Genomic DNA, 25,910 nt, shown 5'->3' with positions numbered 1-25,910 from the left:
CATTTGACAATCTTTACATGAAGTTATCAAATTATCTTCCAAATTACAAAAGACCACTTAAGAGTCTTTGGCAACTCTGTCAATGAAGGAAAGTGCATCCACACTTTCCTCTACTTTTCACATTTTTTAATTTATTCTTTTATTTGCTATGTATCCATCCCCAATATTTAGGCCAACGTTAAGCTGATAAAATCTAATCATTGTAATATCTGATATGTACTTATCTAAAAATTTGTGAGTGTTTATAAACCTGTGTTAGACGCCAATAGTTTCTAAAATCTTTGTGTTTGAAGGTTTGGAGCTACCAGTACTTCGATCAACTAACTATCCCTTTATAATCTTATCAAGCGTATATTTCATGTCTTCATCTAAATCCATATTCTTCTTCATCCAATTTATATAACCCATATCTTCATTGCAAACTTCAGCAATTTTACGATCTTTGTATTTACCAAAAGTAAAAGTCTCTATAAAAATTGGTGTGCTAGTAAGCTCTTCCATCTTTATCATTGGATTAACATCTGGATAGTTCTCTTTTACAAGGACTACAAGCTTGGACAAGAGTAATTTCATAACAAGAACATCACCAATCGCATCGTGTGCTTTTATCGTTATATTGTATTTATCTGCTTCAGCTTGTTCATTTTTGTAGAGTTCAAGATCATATCTAAGATACTGAAGTGCTTTTGATGGAGAATTTGGGATTAGATGCTTTGCAACTCTAAGCGTATCGATGATTTTAAGGTCTGGAATAAATCCCTCTTTTTGCAACATACCCATATCAAAAGGCATATTATGCGCTATGAGGTAATTTTCTTGATTATTGAGAGAAAGCAATGTTTTATAAAAATTGGTATCAGTAAAAAGGCCTTTGCCTTCAATTAAATTGGGAGTAATTCCATGGACAGCCATAGCCTCTACTTTAATAGGTAACACGGTGCTACACAACTCATCAAATACTTCTACTTGGCCTTTGGCATCAACAATCATCGCACCAATTTGTATGATTCTATCTTCTTCGTTATTTCCTGTGGTTTCGGTATCAAACAAGATGTATTTTGCCATGCTGCATATTCCTTTTAATTTTAGTGTCAACGCCTTATATTAGAGGCAAACTTATATCTTCATGTTTACTAAATCTGCAAGAAGCTTTTAAAAAAAATTCTATATGTATAGAATTGTACTTCGTCTGACACGTGTCCGAAAAATGAATCAGTCTCACGATACTTCTTTATGATTAATTCATTCGATTATAGCCAATAATATTATGAACCTAAGTTAATTTATGATTAAAATGAAGTGTATTTGAGACTTTGAAAGAAAGAAACGCTCGAACCGGGCAATTCGAGCGTTGGTTATAAAAAAGTGTTAGATTATTCACAAAAAGGAGGTTTTTGTCTTGGTAGTGAAAGTATAAGATAACAGATTAAATAGTTTTCAAACTCTTTGTTAATCAATAGTAAATTTTAAACAGCTTTTTTCATCAATCTCCTAAACTCACCCACAACACTTTCTAAGATAATTTGGTGTTGCATATCATCTTCGTTTTTTAATGCGACATGAATATGTCCACATAAAACTTTAGAATTTCGTTGTTCAAACATTACTCTTTAAAGGTTTATCATGCCACATTTAACTTTTTTATCTTCCTTACCTTCTTCTACGTCTTTGTTCTTTATTGGAGCAATCGAAAAAGAACAAACCTTATTTGTAAAACGTTTTTTAGATGCGTATTTACCACATGCACAATATGAACATATCGAAAGATTCCATACTTTGAATCATCATCTCACAAATGTCAGGGATGGCTTTTTTATCCTTGCATCTGAAGCTTCTTTGGCATATCAATTGATCATTCAACATATTGGAGACATTGGATCACTGGGTTTTGATGGAGACTTTGTGGTGGGGTACAACACAAAAGAGTATTTTATATGTCAAGGGCGGAGTTAAATTCAGCAGTTTTTTCGTAAAAAAATTACGAAACGTAACCTTAAGCACCTTGCGTTATTTCTTCTCCTTTCACCGAATTTTTAGCTTTAAACTTATACAAATCTGAATCTACGATTCCCTCATCTTTTTTCTCTTTTAAACGAAATGAATCTCCTAGAATATTGATAATATGGGAGTGATGTAATAATCTATCTAAAATGGCAGTCGTTACCACTTTATCATTGGCAAAGATGCCACTCCACTGACTAAAGACGAGATTGGATGTAACGATAGTTGCACCACGTTCATAGCGTTTAGAGATCACTTGAAAGAAATGATGAGCATCTTCTTTGCTCATTGGGAAATAGCCAATCTCATCAATGACTAATAACGCTGGTGCCATAATGGCTTGACGTATAAATGAATCATAGCGTTTCTCTTTTTTTGCGTTACTCATCTGCAAAATAAGATCAGCTACTGTGATAAATCTTGCTTTAATACGTTTTTGAACAGCTTGATACGCCAGTGCAATAGCCAGATGGGTTTTCCCAACACCAGAGTGTCCAAGAAGGATGATATTTTCATTTCGCTTGATAAACTCTAATGTTGAGAGCTCCTCAATTTGTCTTCTATTTACACCAACTGTGAAATTAAAATCAAACTGTTCAAGTGTTTTAATGGTTGGAAATCCTGCCATTTTTGTCAAAGTAGCACGAGAGCGTACAGCTCTATTGTTTGCTTCGAGTTTGAGTATCTCATAAAGATATTCACCATATTTCCAACCCTCTTTTGCGGCACGATTAGCCATTTCATGATGAACGTCATTAACGGTTGAGAGTTGAAGCTCTTTGCATAACGTTTCGATATGTGTATTTAATGCCATAATATACCTCCTAGCGTATAGGCAGGTAAAACTATATACGCTAACATAGGTATAAATTGATCGTAACTTTGAAGATCACGAGTGGGAATGTGAATAGTTATTCTATTGGATGTTTGGCTATCTTGTGTTACACTTTTAGTGGTGGCTTTGAGCGGGTGTATCCCATGATAAGTCTTAGGCAGAGGAAGCAACTGCAATTGCTCTTCTGCTAACAGATCAAACGGTCTGTGGAGTGTTGTTTGATGTATTCTCGCATTTGCTGTAAAATCTAACCAATCTATGACTGCCGCATTGGCATTTTCTAATGTCATCTTATAGCCCATCAGGGAAAGTCTCACTTTAAACATATTGTGAAAACTGTATCGGAAATAGTGATTAAATCTCTCTACTTTTCCCTTGGTTTGTGCACGATAAGGTTTACAAACTTTTAAAGCCATACCACAATGTTTTTGGGCAAAGTCGCGGAATTGTTCATTGAATTTATGCTTACCATATCCATAAGCATTGCGTTTGGAAATAACCGTCTTCATATTATCATAGAGTGCCTCATGTGGCACACCACCAAAATAACTAAAGGCGTTCATGTGGCATTTTATGAGAGTGTCTACTTTCTCATCCATCACATATTCCACATAAGATGCTCTAGAGTATCCCATAGTTGCAACAAATGCAGATAAATTATCTTTGGGAAATTCAACCCAATCCACTTGCATCTGTTGAGCCTTGTTTGTCTCAAATCTGACAAGTGGTTCTTCGTTTTTTACTTTCTGACGAAGCTCATAACGAAGCATAATATCTTTCATCCACCGAAGACTTCCTCGATAACCAAGTTTCTGAATCTCATCATATATGGATGTATTGGGGATAGAAATACCTAATGCGTGTGCCTCTTCTAGCATTCTTGCTATATTGGGCAGATACGGATCAACCGTTGTCTCTACAGGTTCTCTTTTTATAACAGGAATATAACCCTCTGGCAGCTTCGCATACTTCGCAACGGTATCTCTGTTAATGTCAAGTTTACGTGCAATAGCACTCTTACTCAGACCATCTTTGAGCATCTTATGAATCATTTTTACATCACCTTTTTTAAGCATCTGTCTCCTTTCAATATATTTGAAAAAAGACTTTAGCAGAACTAATCTGCTCATTTAAGCTTTTGGTTGTAAAAACTACTTTTTAGCAGCTTTTTATACTGCCCATTTTAACTCCGCCCTTGACAGCCGATGAGTATGATCTTACTTTTGATACTCAAACCAATGAAACATTGAGCCTTGATGAAATTTATCTGAGTATATTTTTTTATCAATTAAAAGGTGTCAACGGTGCACAAAAACGATAATGTAACCCATGAAACGATCACCGCAATTCGAAATTTAAATGCTTATTTGATGCAGATTGAAAAAGCGATTGTTGAAAAAGCAGTAGTGTTAAACGTGGCATTAAAGGAGGCGTTAACGTTAAAAAAAGAGGGATTGAATCATTATATCTGGTTTGAACTCCCTATAATCACATAGATTTAGTTTGCTTTTGATTTCTTTGATATAAGAAGAAAAATGAACCATAGGCTTTTGAACGCTCCCTTAGAAAATTTTTGTAAATTGTGTTTTATACAGAACTTGATACTCCATGGTAATGGCTCCAATACGTAGTATCTCATCCCATGAAAGATTTGTATCATCATACAATACATGCATCAATCTGCAATGTTTGTCTTGTTCCATAACATGACCTTCTTTATTTACTAGCACATTATGGCAGTTATTATCTACGATACCATAGTCCCATGTTTCATCATAAAAATAATCATGTATTTCTAAAATAACATTGTCCATATCTTCTAAATATTCGGGATCATTTTTATCAAGATAAAATCCTATAGTAACTTCCACTTCATCAAATATAAGGTCTTTATGTATATGACAATACTCTTTACTATTTTGCATTACTTGCACAACATTGGTTTTTAATTCTTTTTCAAAGCCAGTTAAAAAAACATTGAGTAACCGAATTTTATGAATTTCTTCATCAGTTAATAACCAAATATTATGGATACTCTTGATTTTTTTTAATTCTTTTGTTTTTCGAATACGTTTTAAGTCTTCTAGTGGATCACTAAAATTATATTTTATATTGCCCTTTTCCATAAACATACTCATTTTATATTTTCCTTCCTTTAATTTTTTTTTCAAAACGTTCATCTTGGATATTACTATCACAATAAGACAGTTTTATGTTTAACTCTATAAAATAGTTACATGATTGATGAGCTTTTTTATGCCCTCAAGACCACCCAAGGGAATACTTAGCCCTCTTTTGACACTTTTATCGATAAAATCATCATGAGGGTTAATTCGGATCAAATGTGCATTTAAGAATTGCTTGGTAACTTTTTCACTTTCATAACGTATGGTTGGAATCGCTGTTCCAGCACCAATTTCTATAACAACGATACAGGCTGTTTTATTTTGCTTGAGCCATTTGTTGTATCGTGCTTTTTGTTGGTTATAACGTTTGTCATTCCACGAAGACCAGTCGCCAAACATCAATATATTCGGACGAGCGATAGCGTTACAGTAAGAACATTTGGGTATATTAAGAGCAAGAAATGTGTCTAAATTGACATTAACGAACGTATCGTTTGCACTCCATATCTGTTTTGAACATTGATTTAAGCACTGCAAATGATGAATACTTCCATGAACTTCAACGATTTTCTCTTCATCAAATCCTACTTTTTGAAAGTGCCCATCAACATTGGAGGTATAGATGAAGTAATTGTTGTTTTTTGAATAAACAAGCTCTTTTAAAGCATCAAAGCCTTCATGAGGCGTAGTAGCACGGTATAAATTGAGTCTTTGACCATAAAAAGCCCAGGCAAGAGAGGGATCTGTTTTGAAAAGTTTTGGCGTAGCCATATCTTCAAAGTGAAGTCCTTGATCTTTTAGAAGTGGATAAGCCCTCCAAAAGCCCTCCTCTCCTCTAAAATCGGGTAAGCCACTATCGACACCCATGCCAGCACCTGCCGTGATGAGAATCGCTTCGGCATCTTCAATCAGTCGCTTTGCGATGTCTATTGTTTCTTCAAGTTGCACTTTGTATCCTTTATGTCCATTGCTATGAGTCTGCATTAGCAGAACTTTATCTCATTTTATGGACATAAAGATGTCTTTTTTATTGAAGACTTTGATGATACGCTTGTATTTTTTCTTTCACGATGTCGGCAATCCATTGAGGCTCTAAGACCTTGAGGTAAGGGACATACCAAAAGATTAAAGGTACGATTTCCATTTCATGCGTGATAGGCACAATAATCTCTACTGAACCATCAGCATCTTTGCCGATAATCGTTTGTCCTTTAAGAGGTTTACGCTCAAAATAGGTCATAACTTCTTTGTCAATGAGCAAATGCACATCAAAAAGTTCTTTATCCAAATCAAACCAAATGGAATTTGCTTTTTTTAAACGTTCTTCCAATGTCGTATTGATCGAAAATGTGTTATCTTGGATTGTGAGATCATTGATGGATTTGAGATAAAACTTTTTAAATTTATTGTCATCTTGTATATCAAGTGCTAATAGGTACCAAAAACTGTCAAAAAATGCTAGTTTAAGGGGTTGAACGTCAAAAAGATGTTTTTTATAGGTAAAACTAACCGTATGCTTTGTTTTAATCGCTTTTTCCAACAAAGAAAAAAGCTCTATATGGCTTTCATCCAAGGATTCACTCTCGACATTCGCAAAAATAGGATGTTCTAATTGTTGAGAGATTTGTTTAAGGAGTGAATGGGCTTTGCCGTAAAAACTACTGCCAGCATTTTTTGCCATCTCATCTAAAATACCAAGAATAATGCGCTCATTGGAATTAAGGTTGTCTTCGGCTTTTTTGCTATCAAGTTTCCACATTCGCCCTTGTTTAACAGCTCCATACTCGCCTAAAACCTCATACAAATCACGCTGAATGGTCTTTGTACTGACATCCATTTGTTTTGAGAGATCTTGAATGCTCATACCATCGCATGATTGTTTTAAAAGTTCGTAAATAGTATTGATACGTTCCCATTTTGAGTTATTTGAAGGTCGTTCGACTTTTGGCATCATGTATCCTTAATCAAGTGATAGGCCATTATAGCGCAAGAGATCTTTTAATAACGGTCATTTTTTTGTCCACTTTGATGATTATGATACACACTAGAAAGGGAAAAAATGACAGAAAACATCATTGAGTGTATTCAGGTACCGTCAAATCATGCTTTAAAAAAATGTATGCTGATAAAAAGTCACAATCTTATAAGTATTGAAGAATTAAAAACACTGTTGTCAAAATTTTACGCTTTGGATACCCATTTGAAGTTAGATTTGTACATGTCAATTTCTCACCATGTCTCTATAAAGGGGCTATTAATTTTTTTGCAAGAACTGCAAAGCAATTTTGGTGAGACCATAGAGTGTCAATTTAACTTCAAAATCACGCAAAAGACTTTTTGTGAAATAAAGGTTATGTTATGGTGAAGTATTAATACCTATATGTTAATCGAGATAATCCAATATCTTGACATGGCATTTAGGTTAGATTAGGATGACAGCAATAAAGAGGTTATATTTCATATTTTGAGGTATGCTTCTGTATAAAAATAAGTAAGGATGATTTTTGGAACAACCAAATTTTAAAATTTTATTAGAAAAAATACAAAAAATTTCTGAAAAATATGACAATGAAGACCGAGTCACAGGTCGTAGATTTAATATTTATTCAATTGCAGACATAGAAACTGATGAAGTCAAAACTCACTCAAAAATGATTGCTGAACTTTTGAATCCAAAAGGTTCACATGCGCAAGGGGATAAATACTTAAAGCTTTTTTGTGATGTCGTGAGAATCAACCCTACGTTTAGTGAGAAAATTAAAGTTACTGTTGAAACATCCTTTGATAATGGACGTTTAGACATTGAACTGATCTTTGAAGATTTTTATGTCATTATCGAAAATAAAATTAATGCGCTTGACCAAGAAAGTCAAATAACCCGCTACTATTCACACGCAAAAAAGAAAAATTTGAATTACAATATTTTTTATCTAAATCGCTATGGAACTGAACCTAGTATGAAGGCATTTGAAAATTTTGAAAAAGTACCACCAATTGAAAGAAATGGGAATGATCAAAATGATCAGCCAAAATACAAATGTGGTGACGACGGAGTTGAACTAAAATTAATTTCTTATAGAGAGACTATTCGAACTTGGCTTGAGCAATGTCGAGAAGCCTCTCAAGAATTACCAAATATTCATGCAGGAATAACACATTATCTTAATCTAGTAAAAAAAATCACAGGAGATACGATGTCGGCCAATGAGAGAGAACAAATTCAAGAACATTTAATTAAAAATCCTAACGATTTAACTATTGCACTCAAAATATCACAAGCCTTCAATTCTCCAGAACTGCGCGGAAAAATTTTATATGACTTCTTTGATAAATTAAAAGACAAATTAATCACAGATCATATTCAAGAATGTTATCCACAAAAATACACAAATCTAGAATATAATCTAGAAGCTTGTCAAAACTGGTTTAAGCGTGGAGATAAAGAAAATAAGTGGGAATGTAAAGGATTTTTTCTAAAAACAAAAAATCCTAATATTTTTATTCACGTAGAAGTTGCTACATCTGCATTGCATTATGGACTAATAACAGAAAATATAGATCTTGAAAAAAAACTTCGTGATAAGATTGAAAAACCATGGGAAGAAAGAAACTGGCCATCACTTAGGTGGTTCTCCAAGATGAAAGCTGACAATATTAATAGTTTTACCTCTGAAACAATCTTGCGTTTAACCAATGAAGAGCAAATCACAGAATTTGCAAATCTAATTCATAGGGATGTTAATGATATATTGGAAAAAATTTCTGTTTCATAAAGATGTATTTCCATCGATTGAGATACATCTTTATTTATGCATTGGAAATCGTATACGACAATAGATAATTCTATTTCATATAAAGACAATGTTTTGTCCAAAAAACTCTTTATACTATTTGTATAAAAACAAGAGAGAATTTGGATGCAAACGAGTGCTATACCATGGAAAATCAAATGTGACTTCAATACACTACCAACGCTTTTTCATGGTGAAACACTTCCCTATCAAGCCATTACATATTTATGCTCTTGCTCTCATCAATACACGTATTTGGAAAATAAAACATTGGCAAATCATCAACCCTACCGATGTCCTATCTGTGCCAATGAAACTTTTCTAAACGCAAATTATTTTTTAAAACCGTTCTCATGGTATGACCCAATTGAGAAGCTTTTCCCAAAAGAAATACTTTACGCACTTGAACCAACCATTATTTATGGACAAGGACAATATAAATTAACCTCTCATGTCAATCTTAAAATACCTTATACAATAAATCTTTTACGCAATACAATTATGTATAAAGAGCACCAACTTTTAGAGCTTTCCATTGATAATCAAGGGAAAATAAGTCAACTGTTAAATGTCAATTTTGATTTTTATGGTTATGACAAAGACGTATATGATTTTGAAGATGACTTGTTAAAAGAATCTATCATAGATAATTGCACGCTATTGACACTGTATAAAAGAAAAATAGTTGCTATGATTAAAAACACTAAAACCACCCATAATTTAGAGATACCCGATGAATGTACTTCTATGAATGATATTGCTTTTTTTATAAAATACCCATATCTAAAGTCCTATGAATTTATCTATTGGAAGTCGATAGAATTTTTGCCAAAACATCATTCTTTAACAGTGCTAGATGCTCTAAATTTCATTAATATTCGTAAAGAAAAATCAATTAAAAAAGTCCTCTTTCAGCACTATAAACAACAAATTCAGCATAAAAAGCCTTTTGCTTTCCACTATATATATGCATTGCTACACCATATCAAAGACCCAAACATTATTATCCAAATTCTTCATCTCCCTTTAGATATCAGTGGAGATAGTAGCGGCTCATGGGAGCTGTTTTTTACATTTTTAACATCTCATTTTGATGAAAAACGTATTGCACATCTTTTAAAACAATTTGCACAAGAAGAAGATTATTGGCTGGTCGATACAATGGAGCTTTTGAGCGAAGTTAGTTATGATGAAAACCATAAGAACATACATTACCAAGCAAACAATCCTTTACGTGCAAACTATAAAGAGGTTCATGATTATGTCGTGCATATGCACTCTTCTCTATATAGACAAACACTTACTCATCAAACATTTACCTATACACCAAAAGAGTTAACTCCGTGTATTCGAACTGCAACATATAGTGTACATGTGCCCTATACAGGATTAGAACTTTTTGAGTGGGGAGAAAAGATGCATAACTGTTTAGCAGGGTACGACAGAGCCATTTTGTCAAAAAATAAACTGATCTATGGTTTTTTTAAAGAAGATGAACTGGTATTTGCTATTGAGATACAAGAGCGTAAAATTGTTCAAGCAAAATCAAAATACAACACGGAACTACTTTCCGTAGAAAAAGACTTCCTTAACAGTTGGTTTGAACAATTTTTCAAAGTGAACAATAAATAATTTAAAATAATTGTTATAAGTGTAGAAACTTAAAATCCATGAGGTGAAAATATTAAATGAATTTTAACAATATTATTTTACTGGCGGGAAGACCAGGAAGTGGTAAAACTGAAATGTTGATAGCATATGCAAATCTCTATCCCAAAACAACTCTCTTTATATCAAACGAATCAACCCAAGAAACACTTATCAATAGAGGGTTGAGTAAAGAAATTACGTATCATAATAATTTTGAGAATGTTGATCTATCTACTTATAAAATACTCTGTATTGATTATTTAGAACTCTTTGATAAAGAGCTTATTCAAAAAGTTATTACTAATGCACTTGAACAAAAGTTAAGGATCATTGTTGCTACGCAGATGAAAAAAAATGGAGAAATCAATAATATTTTTGGACAGATATAAGCTTTATCCAGCTTATGAGGTAAATGCTCTAATAATTAAAATTCTTGACTATTTTCTTGACTATTTTTTCTAGTTTGCAATATTTTTTCTTGAAAACTTATTGGATAAAGAGCCTATTTTATGGATGTTTTTTAGATATTATAGAAAATAAATATCATCATAATAAACCCGTGTTTTCATTCTATCCCTTCTTTATTATCTTCGCTATTACTATCACACCAAATATTCTTACATGTAAAAAGATTTTTCAAGTATATCTGCCTATTTTATCTCCTTAAGTAGTGCATAGGCTTTTTCAAAATCGAATGAAGCAAGTGCTTTTTCCATCTCTTCAACTTCTTTTTTATACCCTAAATGAAACAATGAAGCTCGAATATTCGCTAAGACATCAATCGCTTCAGAGTCCAGTTCTTTCAAAAGATACCCAAGGTCATTTAATTTTTCATGCAATGCCTCTTGAGTTAAAATTGCCTCAAAGTCCAAAACTTCTTTATGGGTTGCTTCATCTAAAAACGCCTCTTTTAAATGCGCTATGACCGTTTCAAGATCCTGTTTTGTTTGACATAAAAACAGAGGAATATCGCTTGAAGACTCTTTTAAACTATGCTCTAAATTTTTAGAAGATTCAAAAAGTTCCCTCGCACCGATATTGCCCGATAAACCTTTAAGGGTATGTGCTTCTCGCATCGCTTTTTCTGTATCACCTATACGCAGTGCCTCTTCAATACGTTCAGCACACTCTGCTTGTGTTTCCACAAAACGACGCCACAGGGTTTCTAAAAGTGCGTGATTGTTATTGACATGTAAGAGTGCTTTTTCGATATCCAAACCTTCAACATTTAAGAGTGGTCTATCTGCTCTCTCCTCTTTTTGTATTATCTTCAAAGGGCGTGGATTGGATGGAACAATCCATTTTGCCATGGTTATAAAAAGTTTTGCCATATCAATCGGTTTACTGATATGGTCATTCATCCCACATGCCAAACAACGCTCTTTATCTCCCTCCATTGCATTGGCAGTCATGGCTAAAATGGGAAGCGTATGACCCCCTTCTCGCATCAAACGGGTCGCTTCAAACCCATCCATAACAGGCATTTGACAATCCATTAAAACACCATCAAAAGACTCTTTTTCTATCCATTCCAATGCTTCCTTACCGTGGTTTGCCACGACAATATCCATTCCTTCACGTTCTAAAATCTCTTTGGCTATTTCTTGATTGATGATGTTATCTTCAACCAGTAAAACTTTCGCACCACGAAGGGCATGGATGGATTCACGATAAAGCGCTTGTTTATCTTCCTTGCGAGAAAGGCGCATCACCTCTTTTCCAAGAACATTTAAAATGGTATTTAAAAGCGTTGAAGGACTAATAGGCTTAATCAAAATGCCATCCACAAAAAGCTCTTCAAGCTCTTTTTGAAGCTCCTCTTTACTGTACGCTGTAATCATAATAAACATTAAAGGCTGATCGCTCACAATCTCTTCACGAATTTTCCGAATCGTCTCAATCCCATTGAGTTGTGGCATCATCCAATCAATTAAGACTAAATTATACGGCTGAGGCTCTTTTTGCGCCTCTTTTAAAAGACTCAACGCATGATGCCCATCGCAGACACTGTGAACATTAAAGTGAAACGAACGTAAGATATTTTCTAAAATCTCTCTCGCACTAGCATTATCATCCACAATCAAAATACGCAGATTGCGAACATCCTCATCATTAAATTGTGGTTTTTTCTGCTCCTCTTGCAATTCAAACTGAGCGCTAAAGGAAAAAGTACTGCCTTCACCTAGGGTGCTTTTAACCCAAATTTTTCCCTGCATCATTTCAACCAAATGCTTACAAATCGCAAGTCCTAACCCTGAACCACCAAACTCTCTTGTTGTCGATAAATCTGCTTGAGAAAATGCCTCAAACAATTTTGCCTGCTGTGCTTCATCAATGCCAATGCCCGTATCGTGTACTTCAAATAAAAGATGTACCTGTTTTGCTTCTTGTGCCAGTAGCTTTACAAAAAGCCGTATCTCTCCTTGTGCGGTAAACTTTATAGCGTTATTAACCAGATTAATCAAAATTTGTCCCAAACGCAGGGGATCACCTCTGAGGGCTGTTGGGATGTTGGTCTCAATATCAAATAAAAGCTCCAAACCTTTTTCTTGCGCTTTCATCACAGAAAGATCTGCTAAATGCTCCATCACATCTTCCAAATAAAAATCAATCGACTCGAAACGCATCTTACCTGCTTCGATTTTTGAAAAATCCAAAATATCATTGATGATGCCTAAAAGATGTTTGGAAGCACTGTCAATTTTTACAAGATAATTGCGCTGTTGATTGGAAAGTTCTGTCTGCAATGCCAAATGCGCCATTCCAATAATCGCATTCATAGGAGTACGAATTTCATGACTCATATTGGCTAAAAACGCACTTTTAACCTGTGTCGCTTCTTCTGCAAGAGATTTGGCTCTTTGAATGGCTTCGAGTGCTTCTTTCTCCGTGCTAATATCTTCAACCACTACCACCACACCTTTTTCTTTATCCAAATAATCAATCGCTCGACCCGATAGCCTTGCCCAAAACAGTGTTCCATCTTTACGCATTAAGCGATGTTCAAAACGAACCACTTCACCATGCCACACCTGTTCATAAACGGATTGATAATCAGGTATTTCACGGTACCAAATATCCGTACTTTGGTTAAGTTGTTCTCCTATTTTATAGCCTAACATCTCATCAATGCGCTTATTGCACTGCACAATCAAACGCTCTTTTAAAAGAACAATACCTACGCTCGTCGAGTCAAAAATAGCTTGTTGTTCTTTGTTTAAAAACGCCAAATCTTGCGTTCGTTTCTCTACGATACTCTCAAGCTTTTCACTAAGCTCTTCTAACTCAACATGAGCGGTTACATCATGACGAATCGCAGCGTAACCCACCACCTTTCCTGAAGCATCAAGCTCTTGCTCAATCACACTATCTACCCAATAATATCCACCCTCTTTCGTCTTATTTTTAATACGCCCTTTCCACGCTCCCCCATGCGTAATGACAGCCCACATCTCTTCATAAATTTTCGCATCGTTATCAGGATGTCTGCTAATACGATGATTTTTACCCATCAGCTCTTCACGCTTATAACCGCTAATCTGACAAAACGCATCCGAAACATAGGTAATAACCCCTTTCAAATCCGTCTTAGAAGCAATGACATGGGCATCAAATGATTTCAGCAAAGAGGAGAGTTCAGCCGTTTTACTCGCCACTTGACGTTTAAGTAAATAGTTCCAATAAAAAAGGGCTATAAGCGCTAAGAGCGCAAAAGAAACAACCTCTAAAAAAAGCGTCATATCAAAAGGAGTGTCGATATCTTCAGGTCCCCAGCGTTTGAGGATTTGCTGAAGCTCCTCAGGTGGTATAGCAGCGATGGCTTTGTTTAAAATACCCACCAATGGCTCCCACTCTTTTTTGACATTGAACGCCAAATGCATATTCATATCGGTTTTTCCAATGACATGCAAATTATGCAGTCCCATCGTATGAAGTGCATAGGTTGCTAACCGCAATGAAACAACCATGGCATCGTATTCCCCTGAGGCAACACCTTCAAACCCTTTTTTCGCATTTTCAACTTCCATGTAATGCAATTTTGGATACGCCGCTTTGAGCCCTTGAATATAACTGTAATCTTTTATAATGGCGATTTTTTGATTTTCAAGCTCTAGGAGAGAATTGAGAAAATACTTGTGTTTGTCTTTACGTGTCACAATGACCAAAGGACTGCTGACATAAGGCTTTGTGGAAAGATGTGTTTCACTAAGGATTTTATCGTTTTCATACGCCGAGATCATATCGACCTCTTTGTTTTTTGCCTTTAAAAGGGCATCTTGCCACGTCAAACTTGGAACTTTTTCTATATGAATCCCTAGTTCTTTTTCCATCTTTTGCAGCAAATCAGCCACAATCCCTATGTATTTACCCTCTTTATTAAATGCTTCATAGGGTAAATAACGAGGATCTCCCGTAAAGAGAAGGATAGGGTGCTCTTTGAGCCACGCTTTTTCTTGAGAACTCAGTTGAAAATGCGATTTTTGCTCCGCTTGAAAATTGGTCTCATTGCTAAAAACCCATTTACTACGCAATGCGATATGCTCTTCTGGCGTCATCGCATCTAAGGCTTTTTGTAAAATACTATACAAAATTGCTTTCTCTTTTTTCACCGCAAAATGGACATCACTGGAAAGTTCTTTATCGCTCACATCAATTTTATGAATGCTCAGATTGGTGAGCATCTGCTCCATAATCGCATAACTCATCGTTCCCACACTATCAAAAGCCACATCGGCTTCGCCAAAACTGACCAAATGTAAGGCTTCATAAACATTTGTACACATAATCGGCTTAATTTCAGGAATATCCCTCAGCAATTTTTCACTTGTCCCATACCCACGCATTAGAGCAACTTTTTTCCCTTTTAGCTCAGCTAAAGATTTAATTGAACTTCCTTTACGTACTGCCATAGCAGGATAATTGGTAAAAAATGGCGTGGTAAAATAAGCATACTCTTGACGTTTTTTTGTGAGATAAACACTTTGTAAAACATCCATTTTCCCTGCTTCAAACTGCTTGAGTAAATCCTCCCATGTTGATTGAACATAGCTTACATGTAACCCTACTTTTTGTGCCACAAAGTTCATATAATCCACACCCAAACCAACAGCTCTTCCCTCTTTCATAAAGTCAAAAGGTGGAAAATCAGGCTCATTTGAAACTTTGATAATGGGATGCTCTTTAATCCACTGAATCTCTTCTTTACTCAGCGTTGTCAAAGGCTTTTGCTCACCTTTTAACGACACCGTTTTCATACCATTGCCATTTTTACTTTCCCAACGCTCCTTAATGTTTTTACGCTCATCCAAACTATACGCATCAATAGCTTTGTTAATGATACTCAGTAACAAAGGCTCATCCTTTCGTAAGGCGTACTGAAAACTACTTAAAGCTTCAGAGTAAAACGAATATCCTATCTCCACCTGCGCATCTAAGGATTTCTCCTTTAAAAGATACTCAAGCGAAAGCATCGTATCAATCGCTCCTTCAGCCTCACGCTTTAAGAGCATCGTGATAAGCCCTTGTGTACCCTCTTTAGTATAGACAATTTTTGCCTCAGGAAAATGCTCTTTTACATGTAAAACAACCGCACTACCCTCCATCACCGCAATACGTTTTTGAGCAAAATTTTCATTGATATCACGTACATTATCATGACGTGTGACAACAGCTAAAGGTGAAATATAATACGCATGTGAAAAAGAGAGTTTTTCTAATCGATCAGGCGTCGGAGAAGCTGAGATAATGCCATCAAAATGGTGTGATTTTGCCTGTTTGAGTGCATCTTCCCATGGAAGATGTGTCACGTAAATAGGGACGGAAAGATAGGACTCTAAGAGTTTTAAAAAATCCTTCTCCAAACCTTGCATCTGTCCATTTTTATCTAAAAATGAAAAAGGTTTCCATTCTTCATTGCCCGCCACAAAACGAAGCTCCTTTTTCATCTTTAAATACGCTCTCTCCTCAGAAGTCAAATCTAAACTTAAAGGTTTTTCATTGGACCATTTTGAGAGAATTTTGACCCATGTCTCACGAGGAATCGCCTCCATACTCTTCTCCAAAATAGAAAAAAGCATTGGATTGCTCCTTGGAACACCCAACGAGAGCGGTACACTTTTTCGGCTACGTTCAAGTGCGTCTATTTTTAAACTGTTTAAAAATTCTTGTTCAATTTTATAGCTCATCACCGCACGATTTCCGATATACGCATCCACCTCTTTCATCGCTAATGCATGGAGTGCCATCGAGGTTGTATCATACGTTTGAATCTCAATAAAAGGAAAATTCGTACGCAAATACCCAATCGTACCTACATTTTTCTCCAATGCCACTTTTTTACCGTACAACGACTCCAATGAGCCAAAAGAGGGAGTATCTTGCCTAGAAACAATGACATGAGGAATGTTCAAATACGCTTTGGTAAAATAAAAAAAAGCCTCACGTTCAGGCTTTTTCGTAATATCCATAATCGCATCAATCTTTCCCTCTTTAGCTTGGGTATAAATCTCTTCCCAACTGCCAGAGACAATTTTAAGTTTCCCTTTTAACAGCTTATTTAATTCCGCAACAATTTCAGAGCCAATACCTGAAGCCTTTCCATGGTAATCGACAAAATTAATAGGCGCCCAGTCATCCATCGCCCCAATATAAATCTCTTTTTGTCCATTAAGCCACACTTTTTCTTGATGGCTTAGCACCAACGCTTCTTGTCCAAAAAGGAAAAATGGAACACAAAGCACTATCCATAACCATTTCATGCTCTATCCTTAGGCTTAAAGTCTTTGTGAATCTGAAAAACGCATCGCTATTTCATGGAAAGTCTCTTGTAACGCACGAAAAGCATCCGTAACATCAGGGTCAAAATGCGTTCCTCTTCCTTCTAAAATAATCGCTACTGCCTTTTCATGGCTAAACCCCTCTTTATAGACCCGTTTCGTAATCAAGGCATCATAGACATCGGCAACTGCCATCAAACGCCCACAAATAGGGATTTCATCCCCTTTTAATCCTAAAGGATAACCGCTTCCATCCCATTTTTCATGGTGCGAATACGCAATCTCTTTGGCAACTTCCAAAAATGCCACACTCATCCCTAACTGCTCTTCTGCATGTTCAATCGCTTTTTTGCCAAGCGTCGTATGGCTTTTCATAATTTCAAACTCTTCAGGAGTCAATTTGGCAGGTTTTAGCAAAATGGCATCAGGAATACCTACTTTCCCAATATCATGTAAAGGAGCAGATTTAAACAGAGTTTCTATCATGGTATCACTAAGATAGGGTGCAAAACGAGGGTGTGTTTGCAAAGCTTTAGCTAAAGCTTTAACATAATGCTGGGTTCTTCGAATATGATTGCCCGTATCTGAATCTCTGGTTTCAGCAAGGGAGGTTAAAGCAAAAATGGTGACATACTGAATGGCTGAAATTTCTTCGGTTCGTTTAGCGATTTCTGCTTCAAGATACTCATTTTTATCCCGTAAAAAATCCGCAACAGCCTTATTTTGCAAATGCGTTTTAATACGTGCTAACACCACAGACGGAGAAATAGGTTTGGTAATATAATCCACAGCCCCCAATTCCAACCCTTTTTTTTCATCCTCCACACGACTCATCGCCGTAAGAAAAATGACAGGAATATCTCGTATCTTTGAATTTTTTTTAAGCTCAACAATCACATCAAAACCTGAAAGTCCTGGCATGACAATATCAAGTAAAATCAAATCTGGCACCGCTTCATGTTGCGCAAAATAGACAAGCGCTTTTTCACCTGAAGTAGCAACTTTAACACGATAAAATGGTTTCAAAAGAGTTGAAACCAGTGTTAAATTTTCGGGGGTATCATCGACGATAAAAATCGTCGCTTTCTCGGGTACTAAAATTTCTGCACTCACCTTAGTTACCTTTGTGTCAAGATGGTTTATTATAACATTCAAAAAGACACTTTGCGGTTTTTATCAACAGATTTTGATTGGTTCTTTATTTTTACATGTAAAGAAGGAATACGTTAAAATCAAAGGCAAAATAGACTACAATTCACAAAAAAATAAAGAGGCTTACTTTGAAAAAGATATTTCCACTCGAACAAGAGAATAAAAACAGTGACAGAGTCATCGACGCACTCAAACATGAAATACGAAAATACCTCAAACGTGAACGCAATAAAAAACTCCCAGAGGGTTCACCGTTTTGGATTTTTGAGTGTCGCTTTGGACAGAGTGCAGAAGAAACCTCTTTGGTGTACGTGCAAGACCTCATCGCCGCTTTGGACAATGCATATGCTCAAAAATGGCAGGAGTGCTACATAGAAATTATCGCCCAACCTGCAAAAAATCTCAAACCAACAAAGGAAGCCAACTAGCCTCCTTGTGTTGGACTAGTGTATTTTTTTATAGCTGGTTTTGACACCTAAAAGATTAAGTTCAATCGTTTTATCGTCTTTTAGCTCAAAACGAAGGCGTGTTTGCATCTGTTTATCCACCACCTCCACATACGATTCTTCTATGATATAAGAGACTTCCGTATGAACACCATTGGCTAAAACATGCTCTTTGCGAAACTCAACATCTCCCGTAGGAATAAAAATATTGCTCTTTTTTTGCGGTTGCCACTTACCGAGTAAAGGATTTGGCGTTTCGTGTAGTGCCAAAGAGATGAAAACCGCAATGAGAACTATCACAAAAAGTGCGATAAACGGCTTAGGATTGCGTTTGGGATGCCACTCTCTTTCTTTCATGCAGTGTGCCATTTTTTTTAAGACAGACTCACGGGGAGATTGTTGTTGAGGTGCCTCTTGCCGTGTTTGCCTTAAAGACGCTTCACTTGGACGTGAATTCTCTTCTAATTCCCTAAAAAAAGCCTCTTCGTCATCTTCCAAAGGGTCATACACCCTCTCTTTGTTAGGATTAATGAGTTTCTCTGGATCCATATATTGGAGGGTTTCATCCTCTTTAACTTTAAAAAGATTCGTAATTTTTGAAAGCATCAACACCCTTAATATCGAAAGTTTGATGAAAAAGTATAGCAAAGTAAAGGTTTAAACTGCTTTACATGTAAACCTAAAAAGGAACTGCTATAATGCGCTACACAAAGATAATCAACAAGGTTCCAACTGATGCCAAATGATGAGAAAAAAAGCTCAAAACCACGTACACAACGCAAAGCTTCTGCTTCACGCTCTACACCTAAAACACGCACCTCTAAAACAAAAAAAGAGACACTTTCTCCTGCTTATAAACGCCCCTCTTTGATCCTTAAAGTACTCGCTTTAGCTGTGGTCATGCTCTTTTTTGGCTTTGGCATTAAATTTGCGATTGATCAAACCTTTTATGCCAACCCTTTGCTGGGAAAATGGAGAGCGCAAACGACCTTGGGAATTATTGAAATTGAGTTTGAAAGAGACACTTTTTCCTCCTTTGGCAGTAAAAATCCCATCAGCTATGAGATTTCCAAAGGGAGTGTTGTGGTAATGGATGAGCGCATTAAAGTAGGCAGTACTTATAAAATCATCGATGAAAACACGATTGCTTCCGAAGCGGGTGGTTTCAAAACCATCTATAAACGGGTGAAATAATCCTTACATGTAAAGATTAGGTGTTTAAAATCTTCTCAATCGCCTCTTTAAGTTCCGCATTGAGATTGTCCATCTTCTCAAGCATCCACCGTAAATAGTTTGGGTCTAACTCAAAGACTTCCTGAGGCGTTTTAGTGGCATATTTGCCAAAGCCTATTTTCAACTCAAGCTCTGTTTTTGTCGCATCAAGCGCATGAAGAATAGAGGCTTTAACATCCTCATCAACACCAGTAGCACCTAACATATAGTGCAAATCTTGACGAGCGCTCTGTGCGACCTCTACAAACTTCTTCCCCTTATGTTTACCATAAGGAATGTGGCTTAAAAGAATAGGCGCTTGACATAAAAGCATCATCTGTGGCAAAGAGTGCTCCTCACAAAGCTTCTCAAAAAGATGCTTCAGAACGACCACATCACCTAGTGCATCATGCGCTTCTATGCTCACAGTGTGTTTTTTTTGAAACGTTGCTTCTTGATGGTACAAACCCCATTGGTAACGTTTGTATTGAAGGCTAAAAGAACCCTCATTAGGATAGTACGCTCGTAAAATACGAAACGTATCCACAAGGTTCATCTGTGACACAAACCCCTCTTTTTCAAGCATGGTAAGATCAAACGAGGCGTTGTGAATCACTAAAAGATTGTAAGGGGTATTGAGCTCCAATAATCGCTGATACGCACGTGTTTGAATACAAGAAACCTCATGTGCCACCCGCTCAGGGGTAATATGATGTACCGCCATTGCTTCATAGGAAATCATCACAGGCGGTTGACACAAATCGTTGTGAATCTCCTCCACTTCTAGCTCTTCATTGAGAACCAAAAAAGCCAACTGGCAAATGCGGTCTTTCTCATAAATACCGGTTGTTTCAGTATCGAGTAAAATAATTTTCATACAATCTGCTTTCTAAAAAAGTTCAAAAACGCCCTTTTACATCTTTACATGTAAAGATTATTCTTTGGTGATTTCGCGAATCGCTTCGTACTCGTTTTTACGGAGTAACTCCATCAATGCTAAGACCTCATCATTGGGAACACCCATTTGAGCGAGCGCTTCTTCACCTGTTCGTATACTACTCTCTAAAGTTTCAGCAATCACCCAATTCGCACCCGCAAGCAGTAATTTATCCATCACTTTAATATCCAAAGCTCTGGCTAAAATCTTAATATGCGGATAACTCTCTTTAATATGTTTGACAATTTTAATCGCACTGATACTGTGGTCAATGGAGACAATAAGCATCGACGCTTGATCAATTTTAATGGTATTTAAAAGCCTCATATCCGTAATGTCTCCAAAAAAGACAGGCATGCCATTTTTACGCCCCAGTGAGACTTCTTGTGCATTGACATCAAACACTATAAAAGGAATGCCACTGCTTTTGAGCATCTTCGAAATGACTTTACCGGTACTTCCATAACCCGCTACAACGACCTTTTGCTCCATTGCGGCATTTTCTGTATTAAAATAGGAGAATTGCGATAAATTTGCCAATTTATTAGCAAGGGAACATCCAAAACTATAAAGCACTGGGGTAACAAGCATACTAATAGAAATCACACCAATGCCCACGACAAACAGCGTATCATCAATGACATTAAGTGCTTTGGCTGAACCAAAGAGAACAAAGCCAAACTCACCACTTTGATTGAGCAAAAACGCTAATTTAATCGCACCACTTTTATTGCCTCCAAAGGCTAAAACCAGACCAAAAACCACCAAAGCTTTGAGCACTAAAATCACGATAATATGCCCACTAAAAACCAAAGGATTCTCTAAAATCGCATTGAAATCAATGGACATGCCCACCGCAATAAAAAAGAGGCTCATCAAAATACCTTTAAAAGGCTCCAATGTGGCTTCAATCTGAAAATTGTACCGTGATGTTGAGAGAAACATACCCATCAAAAAAGCCCCCAAAGCCATAGAAAGCCCCGCATGATCCATCAAATACGCTGAGAGCACAACACTGAGCATGGTTAAGAGAAGAAAAGCATCTTTATTACGCTGTTTAGCGACTTTATCCAGCGCATTAGGAATAATATACTGCCCAAATGCGACCAAAAGAATAAACATCACCACCACCGTCGCTAACGATTCCCACCATGGGGTTTGCACCTGTTGTTGCGTAGAAAGCAAAGGCAAAATAGCTAAAAGAGGTACAACGGCTAAATCTTGAAGGAGTAAAATCGCAAACGCACTTTTACCATGCTCGGTGTTCATTTTCCCTTTTTCTTGTAAGAGTTGCATGACAAGAGCCGTAGAGGAAAGCGCTAACGTAAAGCCTATCAGCATCGCAACACCTAAATCCTCTACAAAAAAATGCATGTAAAAACCCAGTACCACACCTGAGGCAATAACCTGCAAAGAACCCAAACCAAAAACCTCTTTGCGCATCGACCAAAGCTTTGAAGGCTGCATCTCAAGCCCAATAATGAAAAGTAAAAGCACCACACCAAATTCAGTAAAATGGCGCAATGCCTCCACCTGACTCGTTACGGTAAAGCCACCTGTATGCGGACCCACAATAATTCCTGCAATCAATAATCCCAAAATAGAACCAAGCCCAATATGTCTTGAGATCGTTACCATAATGGAAGTTACCGCTAAAAGTACCAGTACTGAAAGAAGGAACAAGTCCATTCATACCCCTTTTTAAAGTTACATGTAACGCTTAGAGAACAATCTCTTGATGAATATTTAACCCAAATCCACACAACCCAACATAATCCTTACGTTTTGTGGTTGAGAGAAGATTGATATTTTCAATACCCAGTTTTTTCACGATTTGCGCCCCAATGCCAAACTCACGCAATTCTGGGTTAGAAGTATATTCGCTATCAATAAAAATAAAAAGTCCATGGTGCTTTTTTAAATACTCAATCGCTTTTAACACACCTTGATACTTCTTTTCATTCGCAAAAAGCTCATTATCTGGGATAATATGATGAAATTTAACCGCACTGGTTTTGCCAATCTCTCCAAAGGCATACACAATATGATGATTTCCCTCATGATCTACCATATCAATTTTACGTGTGTGTGCACCAAAAAATTCCACATTGGCTGAAGCCACTTCTCTTACCAATGATTCTGATTGCATGCGGTACGCCACGATATCTGAAATATAAACAATGTTAATACCATGTTTTTTACAAAACAGATCCAAATCATCACGTCTGGCCATATGACCATCTTCTTTCATCACTTCACAAATAACCGCAACTTCTGAAACACCTGCTAAACGACATAAATCCACAGAACCTTCCGTATGTCCTGTGCGAACCAATACTCCACCCTTACGAGCGATAAGCGGAAAAATATGCCCTGGACGCACCAACTCTTTAGGCGTACTCATCGAATCGGCTAAAATCTTAATGGTAACATCTCGCTCATACGCCGAAATACCTGTGGAACAAATACGAGCATCCACCGAAACGGTAAACGCTGTTTCATGCTGTGAATCATTGTTGGTAACCATCGGTGTTAAAGCAAGACGTTTGGCAACCTCTTCTTTTAAAGAGACACAAATCAACCCTTTAGCTTCAGAAGCCATAAAATTGACCTTTTCAGGTGTTGAAAAGGTTGCCGCATACACAAGGTCTCCCTCGTTTTCTCTGTCTTCATCATCCACCATCATGACCATCTTGCCATGTTTGATATCTTCTATCGCTTGTTTGACTCTTTGGATTGGCATGGTTGCTCCCACTTTGCTTTATTTTAAACGCTTTTAAAAATTATAGTCATTTCCCCTTGACAAACAAATTAAAAATCACTATAATTTCACCTCGTTAAAGGCATTGGGGTATAGCCAAGCGGTAAGGCAACTGGTTTTGGTCCAGTCATTCAGGGGTTCGAATCCCTTTACCCCATCCACCTTTTAACTTCTTCCATCGCAGGATAGAGCAGTTGGTAGCTCGTCGGGCTCATAACCCGAAGGTCGCTGGTTCAAGTCCGGCTCCTGCAACCATTTAAACTCCCTATTTTAGGCATTTACAACAGTTTTTTCAAGCGTTTAAGTTTTCTAAAAATCAATGTGTATCAAACTGTGTCAAACTGTGTCAAACTGTGACAAAGGAACAAAATATCATATTAAATTCAAATTTTATTCTCAAAAACTGTACAACCGTTTTTAAAATGTTAGCAATACTATTTTGGAAACCATTTTCCCCAAATTAGATGACATTTCAAATACAAAATCTAAACTTTAAAAACCTTACATGTAAAACAAAAAAAACAATTATGCCAAATAATGACATTAACTCAATAAACATACAATAATTGAGTAAGCGCCTCAGCGCCTACCCTTTGATGATAACTTCCTTAGCTATCTTTTGATTCGCTCCACGTAAACTATAACGTGTGGACACCTCAATAATTTCGTAATCCTTGTACATGTCCTTAATAACCTCACAATCATTGTACAGTAGTACGAACCTTCCTTTGATCGTTTTTAGAATATTTGTGAACTCTATATACTCATTCATGCCAAAACCTTCAGGTGGTTTGATAGTAGCTTTCTATGCCGAAGTATGATGTAATCTTGTGTCGATTTGAGAATCCTAAAAAACCTAATAAGTAAAAGCAGAAACCTGTTTAAATACAAATCTTGTGTCGGTTCGAGTTTTATTTTCTTACCGCCTCCGTAGTATTTCCAAAGGTTTAAATACAAATCTTGTGTCGGTTCGAGTGTGGATCACATATAACTTCATCACCATCATCAATTTCGTTTAAATACAAATCTTGTGTCGGTTCGAGTGCGAACCATCTACATGTAAAGGTTAATAAAATAATGTTTAAATACAAATCTTGTGTCGGTTCGAGAAGAGAATGACAAAAATGTCTCTCGCTCTATTGTTGTTTAAATACAAATCTTGTGTCGGTTCGAGCAGAAGCCTTACATGTAAGGAAATAGCCATTTTTGTTTAAATACAAATCTTGTGTCGGTTCGAGTCAACATCATAAGCGTTCTAGGCTTACCGTTCTTGTTTAAATACAAATCTTGTGTCGGTTCGAGAGGCGCATTTTATTTTTAAGTCCTATCGCTTCCAAGGTTTAAATACAAATCTTGTGTCGGTTCGAGGTTAAGCCTCAGCAATGGGGCTAAGCTTTTAAACAAGTTTAAATACAAATCTTGTGTCGGTTCGAGCAGGTCATGGGTGGATTAAGCCAATTATTCCAAAGTTTAAATACAAATCTTGTGTCGGTTCGAGTTAACGGTAAAAAAATCCCTGTGACGGTGGTTGAGAGGTTTAAATACAAATCTTGTGTCGGTTCGAGAACATCGAATCGCAAAACCTTTACCGTGTCTTCGTCGTTTAAATACAAATCTTGTGTCGGTTCGAGAACGCTATTAAAGATTCTAATGGTTCGGGTACGGACAGTTTAAATACAAATCTTGTGTCGGTTCGAGTGTTGGCGTGGGCATAATTCCCTGACGTGTTGGCGGTTTAAATACAAATCTTGTGTCGGTTCGAGCAAAATTATTTTGATAAAGATGATTTGATTTTGACAGTTTAAATACAAATCTTGTGTCGGTTCGAGTGTATTTGCCTACATAAAAAGAAGCTAAAAGCATGTTTAAATACAAATCTTGTGTCGGTTCGAGGAAATTATTCTCCAATTACCTGTCACGCTTCCAACGTTTAAATACAAATCTTGTGTCGGTTCGAGTATTGATTTGTTTGGGTGTGAACCTTTAATTAATTGTTTAAATACAAATCTTGTGTCGGTTCGAGTGTGTCTATTGTCATCAGAACTATTTTCGCATCATTGTTTAAATACAAATCTTGTGTCGGTTCGAGTAAAAAGGGGATGGTAAAGGAAGTCATCAATAGGGTTTAAATACAAATCTTGTGTCGGTTCGAGCTCTATTCTAAAAACCTCTTTTGAAGAATCATAGTGGTTTAAATACAAATCTTGTGTCGGTTCGAGGATC

At 36.5% G+C, this 25,910-nt stretch carries 21 protein-coding genes, 2 tRNA genes and 1 CRISPR repeat array (1 of these 24 running past the window's edge); of the genes, 10 read left to right on the top strand and 13 right to left on the bottom strand.

Annotated elements, in window-relative coordinates; translation table 11 throughout:
• Positions 1 to 324: 324 nt before the first annotated feature.
• Both SDEL_RS04730 and SDEL_RS12045 read right to left on the bottom strand, forming a co-directional pair.
• Entirely contained in the window at positions 325 to 1,065 is a 741-nt protein-coding gene (locus SDEL_RS04730; RefSeq protein ID WP_012856719.1) for a 3'-5' exonuclease, read from the bottom strand.
• Between the two features lie 401 nt (positions 1,066 to 1,466).
• Positions 1,467 to 1,604, bottom strand: coding sequence for a hypothetical protein (locus SDEL_RS12045; RefSeq protein WP_190275667.1), 138 nt, complete (start codon positions 1,602 to 1,604; stop codon positions 1,467 to 1,469).
• Between the two features lie 19 nt (positions 1,605 to 1,623).
• On the opposite strand from SDEL_RS12045, the gene SDEL_RS04725 reads away from it, so the two are divergent.
• Complete coding sequence (locus SDEL_RS04725) at positions 1,624 to 1,953, top strand: hypothetical protein (protein WP_012856718.1); 330 nt, start codon at positions 1,624 to 1,626, stop codon at positions 1,951 to 1,953.
• 40 nt (positions 1,954 to 1,993) lie between these two features.
• Here SDEL_RS04725 and istB read toward each other — a convergent pair whose 3' ends face one another.
• Together istB and istA are read right to left on the bottom strand one after the other, a co-directional pair.
• A complete protein-coding gene (gene istB, locus SDEL_RS04720; RefSeq protein WP_012856717.1) occupies positions 1,994 to 2,815 on the bottom strand; it encodes an IS21-like element helper ATPase IstB in 822 nt (273 codons plus the stop codon).
• A complete protein-coding gene (istA, locus tag SDEL_RS04715) occupies positions 2,806 to 3,912 on the bottom strand; it encodes an IS21 family transposase (RefSeq protein WP_012856716.1) in 1,107 nt (368 codons plus the stop codon). The genes istB and istA overlap by 10 nt, the downstream gene beginning before the upstream one ends.
• A gap of 228 nt (positions 3,913 to 4,140) precedes the next feature.
• Here istA and SDEL_RS04710 point away from each other — a divergent pair, with 228 nt between their 5' ends.
• A complete protein-coding gene (locus SDEL_RS04710; RefSeq protein ID WP_012856715.1) occupies positions 4,141 to 4,332 on the top strand; it encodes a hypothetical protein in 192 nt (63 codons plus the stop codon).
• A gap of 66 nt (positions 4,333 to 4,398) precedes the next feature.
• Here the strand turns inward: SDEL_RS04710 and SDEL_RS04705 are convergent, their stop codons facing one another.
• The 3 genes from SDEL_RS04705 to SDEL_RS04695 form a co-directional block, all read right to left on the bottom strand.
• Positions 4,399 to 5,007: a hypothetical protein gene (locus SDEL_RS04705; RefSeq protein WP_148209245.1), complete on the bottom strand. Its 609-nt coding sequence runs from the start codon at positions 5,005 to 5,007 to the stop codon at positions 4,399 to 4,401.
• 51 nt (positions 5,008 to 5,058) lie between these two features.
• Positions 5,059 to 5,910: an SIR2 family NAD-dependent protein deacylase gene (locus tag SDEL_RS04700; protein ID WP_012856713.1), complete on the bottom strand. Its 852-nt coding sequence runs from the start codon at positions 5,908 to 5,910 to the stop codon at positions 5,059 to 5,061.
• A gap of 79 nt (positions 5,911 to 5,989) precedes the next feature.
• Positions 5,990 to 6,913: a helix-turn-helix transcriptional regulator gene (locus tag SDEL_RS04695; RefSeq protein WP_012856712.1), complete on the bottom strand. Its 924-nt coding sequence runs from the start codon at positions 6,911 to 6,913 to the stop codon at positions 5,990 to 5,992.
• A 108-nt stretch (positions 6,914 to 7,021) separates the two neighbouring features.
• Here SDEL_RS04695 and SDEL_RS04690 point away from each other — a divergent pair, with 108 nt between their 5' ends.
• The 4 genes from SDEL_RS04690 (at position 7,022) to SDEL_RS04675 (ending at position 10,792) form a co-directional block, all read left to right on the top strand.
• Entirely contained in the window at positions 7,022 to 7,327 is a 306-nt protein-coding gene (locus SDEL_RS04690) for a hypothetical protein (RefSeq protein ID WP_012856711.1), read from the top strand.
• A 139-nt stretch (positions 7,328 to 7,466) separates the two neighbouring features.
• Entirely contained in the window at positions 7,467 to 8,735 is a 1,269-nt protein-coding gene (locus SDEL_RS04685) for a PDDEXK-like family protein (RefSeq protein WP_012856710.1), read from the top strand.
• Between the two features lie 144 nt (positions 8,736 to 8,879).
• Positions 8,880 to 10,385, top strand: coding sequence for a PcfJ domain-containing protein (locus SDEL_RS04680; protein WP_012856709.1), 1,506 nt, complete (start codon positions 8,880 to 8,882; stop codon positions 10,383 to 10,385).
• A 56-nt stretch (positions 10,386 to 10,441) separates the two neighbouring features.
• Entirely contained in the window at positions 10,442 to 10,792 is a 351-nt protein-coding gene (locus tag SDEL_RS04675; RefSeq protein ID WP_012856708.1) for a DnaB-like helicase C-terminal domain-containing protein, read from the top strand.
• 261 nt (positions 10,793 to 11,053) lie between these two features.
• Here SDEL_RS04675 and SDEL_RS11640 read toward each other — a convergent pair whose 3' ends face one another.
• Entirely contained in the window at positions 11,054 to 17,161 is a 6,108-nt protein-coding gene (locus SDEL_RS11640) for a transporter substrate-binding domain-containing protein (RefSeq protein WP_012856707.1), read from the bottom strand.
• A gap of 15 nt (positions 17,162 to 17,176) precedes the next feature.
• Positions 17,177 to 18,292, bottom strand: coding sequence for an HD-GYP domain-containing protein (locus SDEL_RS04665; protein ID WP_012856706.1), 1,116 nt, complete (start codon positions 18,290 to 18,292; stop codon positions 17,177 to 17,179).
• A gap of 167 nt (positions 18,293 to 18,459) precedes the next feature.
• On the opposite strand from SDEL_RS04665, the gene SDEL_RS04660 reads away from it, so the two are divergent.
• Positions 18,460 to 18,759: a DUF6172 family protein gene (locus SDEL_RS04660; protein ID WP_012856705.1), complete on the top strand. Its 300-nt coding sequence runs from the start codon at positions 18,460 to 18,462 to the stop codon at positions 18,757 to 18,759.
• Between the two features lie 15 nt (positions 18,760 to 18,774).
• On the opposite strand, the gene SDEL_RS04655 is transcribed toward SDEL_RS04660, so the two are convergent.
• Entirely contained in the window at positions 18,775 to 19,383 is a 609-nt protein-coding gene (locus SDEL_RS04655; RefSeq protein ID WP_012856704.1) for a hypothetical protein, read from the bottom strand.
• Positions 19,384 to 19,512: 129 nt separating this feature from the next.
• On the opposite strand from SDEL_RS04655, the gene SDEL_RS04650 reads away from it, so the two are divergent.
• Positions 19,513 to 19,971: a hypothetical protein gene (locus tag SDEL_RS04650; RefSeq protein WP_012856703.1), complete on the top strand. Its 459-nt coding sequence runs from the start codon at positions 19,513 to 19,515 to the stop codon at positions 19,969 to 19,971.
• A gap of 16 nt (positions 19,972 to 19,987) precedes the next feature.
• Here SDEL_RS04650 and SDEL_RS04645 read toward each other — a convergent pair whose 3' ends face one another.
• Genes SDEL_RS04645 through SDEL_RS04635 form a run of 3 tightly spaced genes read right to left on the bottom strand, consistent with a single transcriptional unit; the run spans position 19,988 to position 23,669 of the window.
• On the bottom strand, positions 19,988 to 20,866 hold the full coding sequence (locus SDEL_RS04645) for a 3'-5' exonuclease (RefSeq protein ID WP_012856702.1): 879 nt from the start codon (positions 20,864 to 20,866) through the stop codon (positions 19,988 to 19,990).
• Positions 20,867 to 20,923: 57 nt separating this feature from the next.
• The gene (locus SDEL_RS04640) at positions 20,924 to 22,615 is read right to left on the bottom strand and encodes a monovalent cation:proton antiporter-2 (CPA2) family protein (protein ID WP_012856701.1); all 1,692 of its coding nucleotides are present in this window, start codon (positions 22,613 to 22,615) and stop codon (positions 20,924 to 20,926) included.
• A gap of 31 nt (positions 22,616 to 22,646) precedes the next feature.
• Entirely contained in the window at positions 22,647 to 23,669 is a 1,023-nt protein-coding gene (locus tag SDEL_RS04635; protein ID WP_012856700.1) for a bifunctional 3,4-dihydroxy-2-butanone 4-phosphate synthase/GTP cyclohydrolase II, read from the bottom strand.
• Positions 23,670 to 23,773: 104 nt separating this feature from the next.
• Between SDEL_RS04635 and SDEL_RS04630 the strand changes: the two genes are divergently transcribed.
• Both SDEL_RS04630 and SDEL_RS04625 read left to right on the top strand, forming a co-directional pair.
• A tRNA-Gln gene (locus tag SDEL_RS04630) sits at positions 23,774 to 23,848 on the top strand.
• Between the two features lie 18 nt (positions 23,849 to 23,866).
• Positions 23,867 to 23,942: transfer RNA gene (locus SDEL_RS04625), tRNA-Met, on the top strand.
• A 624-nt stretch (positions 23,943 to 24,566) separates the two neighbouring features.
• A CRISPR array of direct repeats spans positions 24,567 to 25,910; the repeat unit is 30 nt; unit sequence GTTTAAATACAAATCTTGTGTCGGTTCGAG (it continues 5,826 nt past the right edge of the window).

Origin of the sequence: Sulfurospirillum deleyianum DSM 6946 (assembly GCF_000024885.1) — a bacterium.
Taxonomy (GTDB): Bacteria; Campylobacterota; Campylobacteria; order Campylobacterales; family Sulfurospirillaceae; genus Sulfurospirillum; species Sulfurospirillum deleyianum.
The sequence above is the reverse complement of the archived record's forward strand: the minus strand, read 5'-3'. Positions and strand labels throughout refer to the sequence as shown.

Bases quoted from the DNA above. Each gene is read 5' to 3' on its own strand.
- SDEL_RS04730 (WP_012856719.1), bottom strand. From the start codon at position 1,065: ATGGCAAAATACATCTTGTTTGATACCGAAACCACAGGAAATAACGAA.
- SDEL_RS12045 (WP_190275667.1), bottom strand. From the start codon at position 1,604: ATGTTTGAACAACGAAATTCTAAAGTTTTATGTGGACATATTCATGTC.
- SDEL_RS04725 (WP_012856718.1), top strand. From the start codon at position 1,624: ATGCCACATTTAACTTTTTTATCTTCCTTACCTTCTTCTACGTCTTTG.
- istB (WP_012856717.1), bottom strand. From the start codon at position 2,815: ATGGCATTAAATACACATATCGAAACGTTATGCAAAGAGCTTCAACTC.
- istA (WP_012856716.1), bottom strand. From the start codon at position 3,912: ATGCTTAAAAAAGGTGATGTAAAAATGATTCATAAGATGCTCAAAGAT.
- SDEL_RS04695 (WP_012856712.1), bottom strand. From the start codon at position 6,913: ATGCCAAAAGTCGAACGACCTTCAAATAACTCAAAATGGGAACGTATC.
- SDEL_RS04690 (WP_012856711.1), top strand. From the start codon at position 7,022: ATGACAGAAAACATCATTGAGTGTATTCAGGTACCGTCAAATCATGCT.
- SDEL_RS04680 (WP_012856709.1), top strand. From the start codon at position 8,880: ATGCAAACGAGTGCTATACCATGGAAAATCAAATGTGACTTCAATACA.
- SDEL_RS04675 (WP_012856708.1), top strand. From the start codon at position 10,442: ATGAATTTTAACAATATTATTTTACTGGCGGGAAGACCAGGAAGTGGT.
- SDEL_RS11640 (WP_012856707.1), bottom strand. From the start codon at position 17,161: ATGAAATGGTTATGGATAGTGCTTTGTGTTCCATTTTTCCTTTTTGGA.
- SDEL_RS04655 (WP_012856704.1), bottom strand. From the start codon at position 19,383: ATGCTTTCAAAAATTACGAATCTTTTTAAAGTTAAAGAGGATGAAACC.
- SDEL_RS04650 (WP_012856703.1), top strand. From the start codon at position 19,513: ATGCCAAATGATGAGAAAAAAAGCTCAAAACCACGTACACAACGCAAA.
- SDEL_RS04645 (WP_012856702.1), bottom strand. From the start codon at position 20,866: ATGAAAATTATTTTACTCGATACTGAAACAACCGGTATTTATGAGAAA.
- SDEL_RS04640 (WP_012856701.1), bottom strand. From the start codon at position 22,615: ATGGACTTGTTCCTTCTTTCAGTACTGGTACTTTTAGCGGTAACTTCC.
- SDEL_RS04635 (WP_012856700.1), bottom strand. From the start codon at position 23,669: ATGCCAATCCAAAGAGTCAAACAAGCGATAGAAGATATCAAACATGGC.